This window comes from Vibrio sp. CUB2 (assembly GCF_001557945.1).
In the GTDB taxonomy this organism is placed as follows: domain Bacteria; phylum Pseudomonadota; class Gammaproteobacteria; order Enterobacterales; family Vibrionaceae; genus Vibrio; species Vibrio owensii.
In genome coordinates, this window is the sequence record NZ_LNRB01000008.1 from 268408 (window position 1) to 283954 (window position 15547).

Consider the following 15547-nt stretch of genomic DNA (forward strand, 5'->3'; position numbering starts at 1 on the left):
GCTTAAAAAGCACGACCGTTCTATTTTGTGCAAAGCTGATAGCTAAGGAAACGATCATGAGTGAGAAAATTTACTTCAATACTTCGCAGAAATTCAGCGTAAAGCGCAGTTTAATCAACATCAGCACGCGTTTGCACCACACGCTAGCACCGTCACACGCAAAAAAGACTGCGCGTAAATTGCTGCTTACCCCTGCGCGTACGCAGCCAAAAAATGCCGAGCCACAGGGGCTTATCAAAAGTGAAATCCAAGGTCATGCTGGAGCAATTAAAACCTATCAGCTTGGTAGCGGCCCAGTATGGGTGTTGACTCACGGTTGGTCGGGGACAGCGAGCCAGTTCTACCCTTTGATGGAACACATTGCCGCATCGGGTTACACCGCACTAGCATACGACCACCCTGCGCATGGTGAGAGTGATGGTCAGTACGGGCACATCCCTGCGTTTGTTCGTGGCCTAGAGGATGTATTGGATTCGGTGGAAGACGTGGCCGGTTTGGTTGGACACAGCATGGGTACGGCGTCGGCGTTAGAGTGTCGTCACAGCAAATTAGAAAACAAGCCTTTGTTATTGATTGCGCCAGTATTGAACTACGTTGAAAACCTGTTTGGCAGCATTGCTCGTTCGGGTTATTCAATGAAGCTGTTCAAAGCGGTGGTTTCTGAAGTGGAAGATCAGTTTAACTACCCATTGCAGTCGATTGACCCAGAGAGACGCTTAGCCGAACGTGAAGCGAAAACCATCATTGTTCACGATGAGCAAGACAAGTTTACTAAGCACAGCGTATCTGCGCAGGCGGCAAGTGAGATTGAGCGAGTGGAGTTGGTGACGACCCAAGGGCAAGGCCATGGACGCGTGATGAAGTGTGATGAGGTATTTCAGAGCTTCGATCGTTTAATTGAAGCAAGCTGATTATTGAAAAGCATTCCCTAGATTTTGATAGAACAACAAAGGACAGCCGAAGCTGTCCTTTTCTTTTATAACTCTATTGAAAGCGAGTGATGTTGAATCACAACGCTTTTAGCAGTGCTTAGTTACAGTTAGCTGGACCAACTTCTTTCCAAACACCCCATTCGCCAGATTGGCTAGGATCTTGGCCTTGAGTCCACCATTTCGCTTCCCAAGTCTTACCAGCGTGCGTCACTTGGTCACCGCCGTTGTAAACTGTGCCAGCATCCCAAGCGTTAGTACATGTACCGCCGCCAGTGGTGTGTTTTGCAACAACAACGGTTGCTGTCGCTGTGGAGGCCGCTTGACCATCGCTTACGCTTACAGTGAAGCTTAGGCTAGTGTCTTGTGGGTACTCTGCTGCTGTGAACGTGACTTTTGCACCGTTAACCGTTGCGTTTAGACCTTGAGGTAGCGTCCAGTCGAACGTTAGCGTGTCGTTGTCTGCATCGCTAGAAGCCGAAGCGTCTATCACAACCACGTCACCTGCGTTTGCTGTTGCTGGTGCAGAAACCTGTGCAACTGGCGCAGTGTTTGGTGGATCAATCACGCCTGCTGGCTTAACCGTTACTACAACAAGATCAGAAGCGGTTGCACCTTCGTTATCAGTGACAGTTAGCTTGAACGTTAGCTGCTCTTCAGCGGCAACTTCTGCTACATCGAAGCTTGCTGTCGCTGCGTTCGCGCCAGATAGAGCCACTGCAGTACCAGATACTTGTTCCCAAGCGTAGCTTGCGATTGTGCCATCAGAGTCTGTTGAGTTGCTGCCATCAAGTACAACACTTGCAGGACCTGTTACTGCTTGGTCCGCACCTGCTGCTGCCGTTGGTTTACGGTTTGGTTGAGGAACGACACTGCCTGCCATGCCTTCGTGCATTGCATTCAGGATGTCACCGTTATCTGCGTCAATTTCCCAAGAGAATAGACCTGCTAGACCTAGAGATTTTGCGTAGCTACCTTTTGCCAATACCGAGCGGTGGTCATCAAATGTGATCAGCTCACCAGTCGAACGGTTCCACACCCAAGGTGCTTCTGCTTGAGCATCGTAGCCATATTCAAAGCCGTTGATACCCGTATTGTTCGCACCTAGCATGAATGACTTAATGCCTTTGTAGTCAATCACGCCATCTTCCCAAACACCTTGAGCTGTGCTGCCTTTCAGTTTACCTGTTGCAGTACCTGTCATTGGGTCATTTGGATCGGTTAGCGTATCCGGAGTTACGCCTTCCCAACCACGGCCGTACATTGCTGTACCTAGAACAAGTTTGTTCGCAGGAACGCCTTGCGCTAGTAGTAGTTGGATGCCGTTGTCAGCCGTGTAAGCTGGGCCTTTGTACGGTTCGCCGTTTTCATCAACACCGCTGCCGTCACACTGACCAGGACGCATAAATGAGCCACAGTAAAGTGCTGTTTGGTGACCAGGAACGTTGTTCCAACCGCCGTAGAAGTCGTAAGTCATCGCGAAGATGTAGTCCATGTACTGAACTGCGTCTGCGTAATCAACGTCTTCAATTTTGTCGTAACCCACACCGATTGCTGAAGTTAGCTCGTAAGTACGGCCAGTTTCTGCTTCTAGCTCATCTAACATTGCACGCAGTTCACGCATCAATGCGATGTATGCTGGGCCATCGTTTACTGGGTCGCCCTTATCAGCTGCAGCGCCGCCGCCACCTGGGAATTCCCAGTCGATGTCCACACCGTCGTAGAACTTCCACGTTTTCAGGAATTTCTTAACTGACGCGACAAACGTGTCACGGTTAGCTTTGTCAACGAAATCGAAGAATGGGTCAGACAGTGTCCAACCACCGATAGATGGGATGATTTTTAGATCGGGGTTACGTTGTTTCAACGCCATTAGCATTGCGTAGTTACCCTTGATCGGCGTGCTGTACTCATGGCCTGCTTGCGCGAAGCTCTTTTGGTACGCTGCCCATGGGTCATGGATAACCACTTCGTAGTCGTTCACACCGCGACATGCTGTTTGCAGCGCGTTGAAGCTGTTACCGCCAACCGATTTCACAGATTCGTTTGGACCACAAATTGGAATGAAGCCGTAAAGGATGTGCGTTAGGTTGTCGACTGGCATGTTGTCGACAGTGTAATCACGGCCGTAGATGCCCCATTCAACAAAGTACGTACCCATCACGACACTTGGGTCTGTGTTGTAGGTTTTGTTGTTCGGGTCAACATTCATGGTTAGAGGTGGTAAGTGAGAACCATCGGTATCTGCGATAGTAATCTCTACAGGTGCACTCTTGGCACAGCCTGTTGCATCACACGCTTCGATTTCCATTTGGTACAAACCACCTTGGCCGTACTCAAACGACGCTGTGGTTTGGCTACCAGTGATAGGGCCAGTTGCAACCTGAACACCATCAAAGTAGATGTTGTAAGTGTCGCCAGATGTGCCGCTCCACTGGTTGAATTTCACATTGATCTTGGCTAGTTCATGGTACTTAACCATGTCGTTGTAGCCAGATGTGGTTTCCATTGCCAACTCAATTTTAGAAAATTGCAGGTTGTTGGAACCGTACATATCGATACTTGGTGCGGTAGGAGCCGCGTTTGCAGCGCCAGATAATGCTAGGGCAACCCCAGCTGCACATAGGTTAAATCGAATCATAACTTCTCTCTCAATCCTTGAATTCATGTTCATTGACGAACATAAGCTGCTCCTGCGACAGAAAAGACAACCAATTCACACACTGTGCAAAAGCATCCCTTTGAGCATTTCAGAGGCTTATTTTTTTTCAAAAAAAAATAAATCAAGTTTCGACCGTGTTACCTAAATCTCACTACAAGATACATACTTTTGCAGTGAAAATTCAATATCGAGCCAAGATTTTATAAATATTTTGCATGTATTTAATTAATCGCTTACTCAGTTCGCATGCGTTATTTTGCGAGTGAAATTAAATTTTTATTATGCAATAGAGCAGGTTACGAGCAAAAGTGTTTGTTTCGTATACAGAAGATGTTTTGTTGGGAAAAGCGATTTGTAGACGAAGGCTAATTGATAGACCAAAAGCTATTTGCGGCTGAAATGTTCACTCAGAGCGGCGCGACGTTTCGACGCTGCTCCTGTTTCTGAACCTTGAACAGTGTGTTCATAGCCTTTGAGAATAAAACGTTGGTCGGGCAAGCGTGGTTCAATGCGGCGAATTTGTGGAGAGAGGTGGGAGCCGGACAGCTGGTACTCTGTCATTCCCAATCCTGTGTTGAGGGTGACCACTTTGCCGTCAAACTCGAATTGCGTTGCGATGAGGCGATGGTTACGAAAAACTCCGTCGGGTGTAAAAGAAAGCTGCTCGGTTTGATATGGCGGCGCACCAATCTCAATCCATTCCCCATAGACTTTATGCGGATCAATGTAATCCAAATAAGAAGCATAAAGCTGATAGCTAATCACACCAGCCAATGCGCAGCCGAACAGAGCAAAGCCCCCTTTGATGATTTTGAACTGATGACGAGCCCAAAATGAGGGTTGCGGTTCTGGCTTCTGATTGCGTTTACGGCGCGGTGTGGTGGTCATGATCCCTGCTTACTTTCCTTTTTTATTATGGTGAGAAGCTTGAGCCGCAAAAACAAACAATCTTGCCTTTGAGACGGTGAAATTATGATCTGATGTCCACTTTTACATTCCGAAACACAGTTATTGAGAATTTAGCCTTTAACGAAAGGTCAATGTAGAGACTTGAGTCGTAAACCGAAACAGGGTAAAAAAGAGCTGATTTTTGATAAGGAAACCAATAATGAGTATTAAGGAAAACAGTTATTTTGCTGGTGGCGTAAAGTCACTGGGTTTTAACCAACAAGGACAGGACGTTAGTGTTGGTGTGATGTTGCCAGGTGAGTATACGTTTGGCACTCAAGCGCCAGAGCGCATGAGCGTTGTCAAAGGTGCATTGATCGTAAAGAAAGCCGGCGACGTTGATTGGGTAACATACAACAGCGGTGAGTTCTTTGAGGTAGAAGGCAACTCATCATTTGAGCTGCAAGTAAAAGACGCAACAGCGTACTTGTGTGAGTATCTATAAGCGACAAACAGAATTGAGATGAAAGCCACCTTCGGGTGGCTTTTTTCATGCATCTTATTCAGACGTAAAGGTTTTTAGCAACAAACTGATAACTTTGTATATACTTAAGATAGGTGCACCCATCAACAAGGAGGAAGTGATGGCAGTACAACCTAAACATTCTGATCTCCCTCCTCGCTATGAGGCGACAGAATTTACAACTGAGCAGAGACACCGCTTTACGAAAGTGGCCAACGCAGCTCAAAAGCGCCGTGCTTTCTATAAGCGTGCGATCGAAAACAGCTTGGTCGGTAAAATAAAAGAGCGAGCGCTCAAGCCTGTTATTCCACCAAAAGAAGACAAACCGAGTAAAACGCGCCAAGTGATATGGTTGCTGACCTTTCTACTTGGCGGTTTGTGGGCGATGTACATGTTCGCTTAATGTAAGTGGTTGTTGCCTTTCCTCTATTGGCAAGTACAAGCCAGTTCGCAAATACACGCCAATCGACATTTCTTACAAACTTGCGTCACGTTGAATAGACGTGACGTTTTCACTGCCCATTGCTCCAACCAAAGAGTGCCTTTGATGGCGCAACTCTTCTGCGTGTGAGCAGTGCTCATAATACGCGTACTGGTTTTTGCCTGTGTGCTTGGCTGCGTACATGGCTTTATCGGCGCAGCGTGTTAGCTCAGACAGATCATTGGCATCTTGATGGTAAATCGCGACCCCAATACTCATGGTCAGCTCGTTGATGTTGTCTTCCGAGTGGTAGCCCTTTTGGAACAAGTTGACGATGCGATCCATGATTCGGTCTAAATCTTTCTTGCTGCGCACATCGTAAAGCATCAACACAAACTCATCCCCAGCAAAGCGCGCAATAGAGTAGTCGTGTTTATCCGTCTTTCTATCTTTATTACGAATGTTGTTTTTCAGGCGTGTCGCAAAGTGTTTTAACACGCGGTCGCCGACATCGTGTCCGTAGTTGTCGTTAATGTGCTTGAAGTTATCGATATCGAGGAAAACCAGAGCAGTGACCGTATTGCTTTGAGTTTGATCTAACTCTTCCAGTTTCGCACGCGCCCAGGTTTCAAAGCTCCAACGGTTGGCAAGGCCCGTTAATTGGTCGAGATAGGCGAGTTCTTCAATCCCTTCGCGATAAAGGGTCTGAATGTAGTTCACTACTTTTGAGTAGTAGTAAGAGAAGGTATGACAAACAAAGCAAATCGCTACAAGGGTGAACATAAAGCGGCGTTCGGTCATTTCGCTAGCAGTTGGCACACTCTCTAAAAAGGTTAAACCGAAAAAGATGATGAGAGTGTAGGTGACACTGAACAGCAAACCGACTTTGAATTCGTTAATCAGAATAATGGCGGCAACAATGGGGTAAAGCCACAACAGGCGACCCGATGGCGCGTCGTTATAAAGCAGCAACAGAAGACCATCGAACATCAATACGCCAGTGAGCAACAAGTCGGCGTATTGGTGATGACCTCGAACCTTAATCAGATAACTGATGGTGAGACACGCAATAGAGCACAGCCCGATTAACAAGCTGAGTCCCCAATTCCCTTGCAGATAGTGTACGATGGACCCGTACGCTAAGAAGGCGGTGGCAATGCTAGAACAGAGAAATACGATCTTCTTCTTTCTTGTCGATCGGATATCCGCCATTTCCTCTAGGCGTGCTCCGGCCAATTTCGACATTATGCTTCCCTACTTAAGAATTACTTAGTGCCTATTCTAGGTGGTAATTTAGTGCTATATGGAATAGCAAAGCGTTTAAATGTGATATGAGTCATGTTTACTATTGGTGTGAGTTGTTGAATTTGTAAGAAATTTACGGTGCGTGAAAATTTTCAGGATTATGAAACGTTTCATACGATCAGGCATAAATTGCACTTATTTTGAACAGATTTACGTGATAGCACTTAAACAATTTGGTGAAATGAAAGCGATTTCAAAATGTGAACGACAAGTTGGATGTTTATAAATGAATGATTTTAATCAAGAAAAATCACTCTGAGTTTCATGCGTTGTTTCATGTCATTTTGAATGCGATTGCCATGTGAAGCGGTAGCGGCTTTTCAAACGTTTCATTCCTTAAGATCCCTATTGAAATAATTACACCTACAAAAAACTTAGGGAAATCACATGAAAAACTTAAAGGTTTTACCTCTCGCTCTTGCAGTGGCCACTTCGCTTGCTTCTCTCTCAACTTTTGCTGCCGATTCTGATGTAGAAGCTTTGGAAAAACGAATTCAGGAGTTGGAAAATCGCATTGACCCAACTTATGTGGACAACCAGCAACCTGCTGTTCTTACTCCAGAAATCGAGATTCCACTTGGCGTTGTTTTCTCTGGTTATGCGCGTTATGGCGCACATTACCAAGCTGGCGACGAGAAGTATGTAATGGTGGATGGTTCGTTCAATGGATCATCGGCAATTGGTCGTTTGGGTAACGAAGGCAACGGCGGCGAATTCCAGTTTGGTAAGGCATTCAAGAGCGACAGCGGCGCGATCTGGGATGTGGTGGTGATGTTCGACCATTGGGGCGACGAAGTGAACGTGAAAAAAGCGTACGCAGGCGTAACCAATGTGCTTGAGAGCCAACCTAATGCTTACATCTGGGCGGGTCGTGATTTCCACCAACGTCCACAACAAGGCATCAATGACTACTTCTGGATGATGCATGATGGCCAAGGCGGCGGTATCAACAACCTTGAACTTGGCTCTGTAAAACTGGATTTCGGTGTGGTTGCAGCGGTAGAAAATTGTAGCCCAGAAATTGTCGACCCGGGTTCAAACCCTTCTATCTCATGTACCGGTGGTGCAGGAACGGGTGACAGCGGCGCTTATGCATTCACTTCTAAGTTGCACGGCATTGATATGGGCTTTGCTGATTTAGAACTTTACGCGAACTATGGTTTTGATTCTGAAGCCATTGAAAGCTCAGAACACATTGACGCATACCAATTGGGTGCGGTGATTTCTCGTGCACATGACAGTGGTTCAAACCGCTTAGTGTTGCGTTACTCTGACAATGCCGACAACGGCGTATTCTGGAAAACAGAAGACTTAACAACCATCTACGCGAGTTTCGAAGGTAACGCAGACATCGGTGAAAGTGCTGCGGTTGAATACCTATTGGCGTACCACGATTACTCAATTGACGGCTCAAATGCTTTGGAAGACGAGCGTACCAACTACAGTGCGATCGTACGTCCGATGTACTTCTGGAATGATGTGCACTCAACGTGGTTAGAAGCGGGTTACCAAATGGTTGATTACGCACGTGCGGATGATGACAACACTGGTTGGAAAGTGACGCTATCTCAAAACATCGCGTTTGACTGGGGCGCGGGTGCTCGTCCGATGCTGCGCTTCTACGCAACAGTGGGTGAAGTGGATAACAAAGCGACCAACAACGATCCTAAGCAAGATACGGTTAGCCTAGGCGCGATGTGGGAAGCTTGGTGGTAAGCCAGCCATCTCAAACTACAATCTTAACTCTCTCTATTTAGTCATGGCGCTCATTGCAGCCAGTTGAGCGCCAAACTGTCCATTCTTAACCCTATTTTGAGCCGCATTTGCGGCTCTTTTTTTTGTTTCTCGTTCGCCGTTTTTGATTCATGAATCGATATTAAAGAGTTGTGAAATCAATGCCTTTGCTTGGTTTTATTTGAGCGTGAAATAACCATCTCATGAAACAGTTTCATGGCATGAAACGAAACTGCCAACCGCTTCATTCTTTCTGACATTGCCCGTATTTAAAGGGATTTCGGTGTGATTTCTCTCACGATAACCCCTAGGTGGATCAGAAATACTAGCTGCCATGAAAGCGGTTTCGAGCAAGTTATCTCGAAGCAGAATTGAATCTTGAGGCTCAGGTAGAAGAGGTTTCTTGTGGCGACGATTAAAGATGTATCTGAATACGCAGGGGTTTCTCAGGCAACGGTTTCTCGCGTGATCAACGGCACCAGCCGAGTGAGTCACGATAAGAAGCTGAAAGTCGAGAAAGCGATTCAAGAACTTGGCTATCGTCCGAACTCGATCGCTCAGGCATTAGCGTCTAGCCGCACCGGCAGCATTGGCATCATCGTGCCAGAGCTTGGTGGTCCTTTTTACTCTGGCATTCTGCACAGCATGGAAGAACGTCTGCGTCGTTTTGGTTATCACGTTGTGGTGACGGCAGGTTCTAACTCGGAGCAAAGCCAGCGTGAATCTGTGGAGTTCCTGCTTGGACGTCGTGTTGATGCCATGATTTTGCACGCACAAAACCTGACTGATGATTATCTCATCGATCTAAAAGAGAAGGGCATTCCAGTGGTGTTAGTTAACCGCTTCATCCCTGAAATGGCGCAAAGCTGTATTGAGATCGATAACGAATTTGGTGGCCAGTTGGCGACCGAATACTTGTTGCGAATGGGGCATCGCAACATAGCGTGTATCACCGGTCCTCTGGACAAATCTGACGCACGGGGGCGTCTACAAGGTTACCGCAAGGCTCTTGAAGAAGCGGGAATCGAGTATGACGAAGCGTTGGTGTCCGAGGCCGGTTTTACCGAAGAGTCTGGGGAAAGCGCAATGCGCAAGCTGTTGAAGCGCGATTGTCATTTTACTGCCGTATTTGCCTGTAACGATCACATGGCTTTCGGTGCTTACGAAGTGCTGAAAGCTCATGGTGTTGACGTTCCAGAGCAAATCTCCCTTGTGGGGTTCGATGACATATTGTTTGCGCGTTACCTCACGCCAGCCCTAACCACAGTTAACTTCCCTATTGAGCAAATGAGTGCTGAGGCTGTCCAGCTCGTGATTCAAATTCTCAATAAAAACAAACGAGATGTGAACTTCAAACTGTCGCCGAACTTGGTGCCGAGAAGTTCAGTCAAGGAACTGCATACCCTATAAAACGATAATTAAGGACAACAACATGAAACTGAAAACTTTGACGCTTGCGATGACCGCTGCCTTGGGTGTTGCTGCAACGGTAAACGCGGCTGACGAAACCAAAATTCGCTTCGATGGTTTCCCTGATTTCGATAGCAGCTTGAAAGTTCTGCTACCGGATTTCGAGAAAGAAACCGGCATTAAAGTGGATTACCTGATGAATAACCACGGTGACCACCACACGAAGCTGACTACTAACTTGGCGACGGGCTCTGGCGCAGGGGATGTGATTGTTGTTGATGTAGAAAAAATTGGTCCATTCGTTGCTTCAGGCGGCTTAGTCAATCTGTCTGAAAAATACGGCGCAGACAAATACGCAGAAAGCTTTGCGCCTTATGCATGGGCACAAGGTAAAGGTGCTGACGGTGATGTGTATGGGATGCCAGTCGACCTAGGTCCAGGTGTCATGTACTACCGCACAGACATTTTTGAAAAAGCGGGCATTGATATCAACGAAGCAATCAAAGATTGGGATTCTTACATCGCGGCGGGTGAAAAACTTAAGCAGCAAAACGTTCAATTGATCGCGTCGGCTGCGGATGTGGCACAAGCGATCATCTTCACTACAGTTCCTGAAGGTGAAGGTCTTTACTTCGACAAAGACGGCAACCCAGTTGTGACCTCTGAGCGCTTTGTTCACGCGTTTGAAGTGGCGAAAGAGATCCGTGACAAAGGTTTGGATGGCCGCATCCTTGCGTGGTCAAACGAATGGTACGAAGGGTTCCGTAACGGCACATTCGCCACTCAGCTTTCTGGTGCTTGGCTACTTGGTCACCTAAACAACTGGATCGCGCCAGAAACAGCAGGTAGTTGGGGCGTATCTAACCTTCCTGATGGTATTTATGGTAGCTGGGGTGGTTCATTCCTATCGATTCCAACTCAATCTAAGCATCAAGACGAAGCTTGGAAGCTGATTGAATACATGACAACTAAGCGTGATATTCAGCTTAAACACTTCGAAACCATCGCTGCATTCCCAGCAAACACCACGACTTACGACGACCCAATGTTCGAAGAGAAAATCGAATTCCTTGGTGGTCAGCAAGCGCGCCTACTGTTTGCTGAAGTGGCACAAAACATCAAGCCAGTGGCACCGGCAAAAGGCGACCACGTTGCTCGCTCTATCATCCTAGAAAACGCACTGATGGAAGTGTTGGATGAAGGCAAAGACATTGAAACGGCATTGAAAGAAGCGGAACGCATGATTAAGCGCCGCACCCGTAATTTGTAAGCAATTCGCCATTTGGTAAGCAAGGAGGGCGACGTGCCCTCCTGATTAGAGGTCGTTACTATGAATCATGCAGCGAGCAAGGTTATGGAAACATCAGAGCGTGAGAGCATTTTTTCTCGTCTAAGTTTGAAAGCGCTTACACCGTATGGATTCCTACTGCCGTTTTTGATTATTTTTTCTGTTTTCGGGATCTTCCCGTTACTGTTTTCTATTTTTCTTTCTTTCCATGAGTGGAACCCAGTCGAAGGCTTGGGTGCGATGGATTACGTCGGGCTAGAGAACTACCACATCGCGCTGACTGACCCGTGGCTGTGGCGCTCACTGAAGAACACCCTTTGGCTAGCGATTACATCGGGCGTCGCGCAGCACTTGGTTGCTCTACCTGTGGCGTACATTTTGGTGTCTTTGGGTGACCGTTTCCGCCACTGGTTAACATCGGCTTACTTCCTACCGTTCATCACATCTACGGTGGCAGCGTCGCTTATCTTCTTCAACATGTACTCACCAAACTCAGGGATCATCAACCAAAGCTTAATGGCTCTGGCGGACAGCACGCTCTTTGGTTGGGCATTCTCTTGGGTTAACGATTTCCAACCAATCCGTTGGTTAGATGATGCAACCATGGTGAAGCCTTCTATCGCCATCATGGTGTTCTGGAAATACACCGGTTTCAACATCGTGCTTTACACCACGGGTTTGATGACGATTCCTAAAGACATCTTAGAAGCGGCACGCATGGATGGTGCAAACGCATGGCGTCGATTCTGGAGCATTTCGCTGCCAATGATTCGTCCATTCATCTTCTTTGCGGTCACCATGACCATCATCGGTAACTTGCAGTTGTTCGAAGAACCTTTCGTCCTAACGCGCGGTACGGGTGGTACAGGTCAGTCTGGTTTAACCATCTCTATGTACCTCTACAAAGTGGGTTGGGAATGGTTAGAGATGGGCACAGCGTCAGCGATTTCATGGCTGCTGTTTACCTTGATTGCAGGCTGTACAGCAATTCAATTCTTCTTCTTCGGTAAGAAAGGTCTAGGGGAGCAATAAGATGAACACTACTACCTTACCTGCGGCGCAGCGTTGGCGTCCAAGCGACCGCAGCATCGAGATCTTTACCAAGATATTGATGGTGATGCTCGGCACTGTGTTGGTGGTGTCTGCCATCATGACCGTGTTCCCGTTCATTTGGTCTGCGTTGCTATCGACGCGTGACCGTACTGAAATCTTTGGTACAGGCATCAGCTTTGCGATTGGTGACAGCCTTGCGGTGAACTACGCAAAGCTACTGGAAATCATGCCGTTTTGGCAGGCGATGTTTAACTCCATCTACATTGCTTTCCTAGGTACCACGATTTCACTGCTGTTTTGTAGCATGGGCGGTTATGCGTTTGCGGTGTACAAGTTCAAGGGCAAAAACTTGCTGTTTGGCATGCTGGTTGGCTCGATGATGATTCCACCTGTACTGAGCTTGATCCCGTACTTCATGATCGTGAAATTCCTCGGCTTGCTCGATAACCACCTTGCCGTTTGGTTACCGTTCACGACCACACCATTTGGCATCTTCTTGATGCGTCAACACGTAGTGGCATCGATTCCGAAAGAGCTGTTAGAAGCGGCGAAGCTCGATGGCGCGGGTGAATTTAGAACTTACTGGAGCGTGGTATTGCCACTGATGAAACCTGCGCTCGCAACCCTAGCTATCGTGCAGTTTGTCTTCTTCTGGAACATGTTCATGCAGCCACTTGTGGTACTGACAACGCCAGAAAACTACGTGATTACGCAGGCACTGCGAAGCGTGCAAGGTATTCCGAATACGCCGTGGGGAGCGGTGATGCTCGGAACCACCATCTCCATTTTACCGTTAGTGATTACTTACTTATTTGCCTCAAAACAGATGATCAGCGGCTTGACCTCTGGTGCCGTCAAGGGCTAAGCGAAACAAAAGGTTTTATAACAATGAATAAATTCCAACTACCACAAGATTCAAAATTACGTAGCCCAGAGTTCTTATTTGGTGTCGCAACCTCTTCTTATCAGATTGAGGGTGGTGCTCAGCTAGGTGGTCGTACGCCTTCGATTTGGGACACGTTTTGCAATAAGCCAGGCGCAGTTGATAACGCAGATAATGGCGACGTGGCATGTGATCACTTCCATTTGTGGAAGCAAGACATCGAGATGATTCAAGGCTTAGGTGTGGGCGCTTACCGTCTATCAATGGCGTGGCCGCGCATCATTCCTGAAGATGGCAAAGTGAATGAAGAAGGTTTGAAGTTTTACGAGCAAATCATCGATGAGTGTCACGCTCGCGGTTTGAAGGTTTTCGTTACGCTTTACCACTGGGATCTACCGCAATACCTAGAAGACAAAGGTGGTTGGCTAAACCGAGAAACGGCTTACAAGTTTGAGGAATACGCGAAGGTAGTTAGTGCTTACTTCGGTGATAAGATTGATTCATACGCGACATTGAACGAACCGTTTTGCTCTGCTTATCTAGGCTACCGTTGGGGTGAACATGCTCCTGGCCTTAAGGGCGAGCGTGAAGGTTTCTTGTCTGCGCACCATTTGATGCTGGCACATGGTCTGGCGATTCCACACATGCGCAAGAACGCACCAAATGCGATGCACGGTTGTGTGTTCAACGCGACACCCGCTTACCCATACAGCGAAGCAGACATCGGTGCGGCAGAGTACAGCGATGCGGAAGGTTACCACTGGTTTATGGATCCGGTATTGAAAGGGGAATATCCGCAGCTTGTCTTAGAGCGCCAATCGCACAACATGCCAATGATTCTGGAAGGCGATCTCGACATCATCCAGACCGATTTGGATTTTATCGGCATTAACTTCTACACCCGTTGTGTGGTGCGCTACAACGAAAATGGCGATATTGAAACGGTACCTCAACCAGAACAAGAGCACACATTCATTGGTTGGGAGATTCACCCTCAAGCACTGACAGATTTGCTTCTGCGTTTGAACGACCGTTACCCGAACTTGCCACCACTTTACATCACTGAAAACGGCGCAGCAGGTGATGACCATTGCATTGATGGTGAAGTGAATGATGAGCAGCGCGTGCGTTACTTCCAGCAGCACCTAGTAGCGTTGGATGCTGCGATTAAAGCGGGTGTGAATGTGGATGGTTACTTCGCTTGGAGCCTAATGGATAACTTCGAGTGGGCCTACGGTTATAAGCAGCGTTTTGGCATTGTTCACGTGGATTACCAAACGCAAAAGCGCACCTTAAAAGCGAGCGCAATTGCTTACCGTAATATGCTGCTGGATCGAGCAGAGGAGAACCAGTAATGGCAAAAGTCGAATTCAAAAACATCAAGAAATCCTACGATGATGTCGAGGTCGTGAAACACTTCGACTTCACAGTGCAAGATGGTGAGTTTGTGGTTTTCCTTGGTCCATCGGGCTGCGGTAAGTCGACTACGCTACGCATGCTAGCGGGCTTGGAAAGCATCACTGGCGGTGAGATTTACGTTGGCGATAAGCTGATGAACAAAATCGATGCCAAAGACCGCGACCTTGCCATGGTGTTCCAAAGCTACGCGCTTTACCCACATATGACGGTTTACGAGAACATCGCTTTTGCACTGAAACTGAAAGGCATGCCAAAAGACCAAATCGATGTAGAAGTGCGTAAAGCGGCGAAGATGCTTGAGTTGGACGCACTGTTAGATCGCAAACCAAAAGAGCTGTCTGGTGGCCAACGTCAACGTGTTGCCATGGGACGCGCCATGGTTCGCACGCCTAAGGTGTTCTTGTTTGATGAGCCATTATCGAACCTAGATGCCAAGCTACGTGGCGTGATGCGTGAAGAGATCAAGCAACTGCATCGCGAGCTGAAAACCACCACAATTTATGTAACTCACGATCAGATTGAAGCGATGACATTGGCGGATCGCATCGTGATTCTTAAAGACGGTTACGTGGCTCAAGTCGGCACACCGACAGAAGTGTTCCAACGTCCGGCAAACAAGTTTGTGGCGCAGTTCATTGGTAACCCATCAATGAATATGTTGGATGCAAAGCTGGTTGGTGAAGAGGGCAATTGGGAAGTCGAACTGGGTGATGTTCGTATTCCTCTGCCTGAGCGTTTCAAAGCACACGCTTCGAAGAATTTAGCATTGCACTTTGGTGTTCGTCCAACCGACATCCATCTGCGTGCCGAACAGGTCGATCACGACCGCGTGTTGCCGTTCCCAGTCAAAATCAAAGACAAGGAGCTATTGGGCGCGAGTATCCTACTGAAAACAGAAATCGCAGGTCAGCCGCTTATGGTTGAAACGCAAGCGGCAGAAGTGGATGTGGATACGCTGACTCTGTACTTGGATTTGGATGCGATTCACCTATTTGATGCACTGAGTGAAAACTCGCTCGCGACATTCTAAAT

General features: G+C 47.5%; 13 protein-coding genes. 10 read left to right on the forward strand and 3 right to left on the reverse strand.

Translation table 11 applies throughout. The features are described from left to right. Positions 1-56 precede the first annotated feature (56 nt). Complete coding sequence (locus ATB78_RS15245; RefSeq protein WP_038894993.1) at positions 57-911, forward strand: alpha/beta hydrolase; 855 nt, start codon at positions 57-59, stop codon at positions 909-911. A 118-nt stretch (positions 912-1029) separates the two neighbouring features. Here ATB78_RS15245 and ATB78_RS15250 read toward each other — a convergent pair whose 3' ends face one another. Beyond that, complete coding sequence (locus ATB78_RS15250) at positions 1030-3570, reverse strand: glycosyl hydrolase family 18 protein (RefSeq protein ID WP_061009102.1); 2541 nt, start codon at positions 3568-3570, stop codon at positions 1030-1032. Between the two features lie 405 nt (positions 3571-3975). Beyond that, positions 3976-4479, reverse strand: coding sequence for a DUF2850 domain-containing protein (locus ATB78_RS15255; protein WP_061009103.1), 504 nt, complete (start codon positions 4477-4479; stop codon positions 3976-3978). A 220-nt stretch (positions 4480-4699) separates the two neighbouring features. Here ATB78_RS15255 and ATB78_RS15260 point away from each other — a divergent pair, with 220 nt between their 5' ends. Beyond that, positions 4700-4984: a pyrimidine/purine nucleoside phosphorylase gene (locus ATB78_RS15260; RefSeq protein WP_005434752.1), complete on the forward strand. Its 285-nt coding sequence runs from the start codon at positions 4700-4702 to the stop codon at positions 4982-4984. A 139-nt stretch (positions 4985-5123) separates the two neighbouring features. Further along, positions 5124-5405: a hypothetical protein gene (locus tag ATB78_RS15265; RefSeq protein ID WP_038894988.1), complete on the forward strand. Its 282-nt coding sequence runs from the start codon at positions 5124-5126 to the stop codon at positions 5403-5405. 72 nt (positions 5406-5477) lie between these two features. Here ATB78_RS15265 and ATB78_RS15270 read toward each other — a convergent pair whose 3' ends face one another. After that, a complete protein-coding gene (locus tag ATB78_RS15270; protein WP_061009104.1) occupies positions 5478-6668 on the reverse strand; it encodes a GGDEF domain-containing protein in 1191 nt (396 codons plus the stop codon). Between the two features lie 447 nt (positions 6669-7115). Between ATB78_RS15270 and ATB78_RS15275 the strand changes: the two genes are divergently transcribed. The 7 genes from ATB78_RS15275 to ugpC all read left to right on the forward strand — a co-directional run bounded on the left by ATB78_RS15275 (position 7116) and on the right by ugpC (position 15545). Further along, positions 7116-8444, forward strand: coding sequence for a carbohydrate porin (locus tag ATB78_RS15275; RefSeq protein ID WP_061009105.1), 1329 nt, complete (start codon positions 7116-7118; stop codon positions 8442-8444). Between the two features lie 423 nt (positions 8445-8867). Further along, the gene (locus tag ATB78_RS15280) at positions 8868-9872 is read left to right on the forward strand and encodes a LacI family DNA-binding transcriptional regulator (RefSeq protein WP_020195082.1); all 1005 of its coding nucleotides are present in this window, start codon (positions 8868-8870) and stop codon (positions 9870-9872) included. Positions 9873-9894: 22 nt separating this feature from the next. After that, on the forward strand, positions 9895-11142 hold the full coding sequence (locus ATB78_RS15285) for an extracellular solute-binding protein (RefSeq protein WP_005434765.1): 1248 nt from the start codon (positions 9895-9897) through the stop codon (positions 11140-11142). A gap of 60 nt (positions 11143-11202) precedes the next feature. After that, the gene (locus tag ATB78_RS15290; RefSeq protein ID WP_020195084.1) at positions 11203-12192 is read left to right on the forward strand and encodes a sugar ABC transporter permease; all 990 of its coding nucleotides are present in this window, start codon (positions 11203-11205) and stop codon (positions 12190-12192) included. A 1-nt stretch (position 12193) separates the two neighbouring features. After that, positions 12194-13078 (forward strand): carbohydrate ABC transporter permease, encoded by an 885-nt coding sequence (locus ATB78_RS15295; RefSeq protein WP_005434781.1) that lies wholly within the window; start codon positions 12194-12196, stop codon positions 13076-13078. Between the two features lie 23 nt (positions 13079-13101). Continuing rightward, positions 13102-14451: a GH1 family beta-glucosidase gene (locus ATB78_RS15300; protein WP_061009106.1), complete on the forward strand. Its 1350-nt coding sequence runs from the start codon at positions 13102-13104 to the stop codon at positions 14449-14451. After that, positions 14451-15545: a sn-glycerol-3-phosphate ABC transporter ATP-binding protein UgpC gene (gene ugpC, locus ATB78_RS15305; protein ID WP_061009107.1), complete on the forward strand. Its 1095-nt coding sequence runs from the start codon at positions 14451-14453 to the stop codon at positions 15543-15545. Before ATB78_RS15300 ends, ugpC begins: the two co-directional genes overlap by 1 nt. The last annotated feature ends 2 nt before the right edge of the window (positions 15546-15547 follow it).

Bases quoted from the DNA above. Each gene is read 5' to 3' on its own strand.
- ATB78_RS15245 (WP_038894993.1), top strand. From the start codon at position 57: ATGAGTGAGAAAATTTACTTCAATACTTCGCAGAAATTCAGCGTAAAG.
- ATB78_RS15250 (WP_061009102.1), bottom strand. From the start codon at position 3,570: ATGATTCGATTTAACCTATGTGCAGCTGGGGTTGCCCTAGCATTATCT.
- ATB78_RS15255 (WP_061009103.1), bottom strand. From the start codon at position 4,479: ATGACCACCACACCGCGCCGTAAACGCAATCAGAAGCCAGAACCGCAA.
- ATB78_RS15260 (WP_005434752.1), top strand. From the start codon at position 4,700: ATGAGTATTAAGGAAAACAGTTATTTTGCTGGTGGCGTAAAGTCACTG.
- ATB78_RS15265 (WP_038894988.1), top strand. From the start codon at position 5,124: ATGGCAGTACAACCTAAACATTCTGATCTCCCTCCTCGCTATGAGGCG.
- ATB78_RS15270 (WP_061009104.1), bottom strand. From the start codon at position 6,668: ATGTCGAAATTGGCCGGAGCACGCCTAGAGGAAATGGCGGATATCCGA.
- ATB78_RS15275 (WP_061009105.1), top strand. From the start codon at position 7,116: ATGAAAAACTTAAAGGTTTTACCTCTCGCTCTTGCAGTGGCCACTTCG.
- ATB78_RS15285 (WP_005434765.1), top strand. From the start codon at position 9,895: ATGAAACTGAAAACTTTGACGCTTGCGATGACCGCTGCCTTGGGTGTT.
- ATB78_RS15290 (WP_020195084.1), top strand. From the start codon at position 11,203: ATGAATCATGCAGCGAGCAAGGTTATGGAAACATCAGAGCGTGAGAGC.
- ATB78_RS15295 (WP_005434781.1), top strand. From the start codon at position 12,194: ATGAACACTACTACCTTACCTGCGGCGCAGCGTTGGCGTCCAAGCGAC.
- ATB78_RS15300 (WP_061009106.1), top strand. From the start codon at position 13,102: ATGAATAAATTCCAACTACCACAAGATTCAAAATTACGTAGCCCAGAG.
- ugpC (WP_061009107.1), top strand. From the start codon at position 14,451: ATGGCAAAAGTCGAATTCAAAAACATCAAGAAATCCTACGATGATGTC.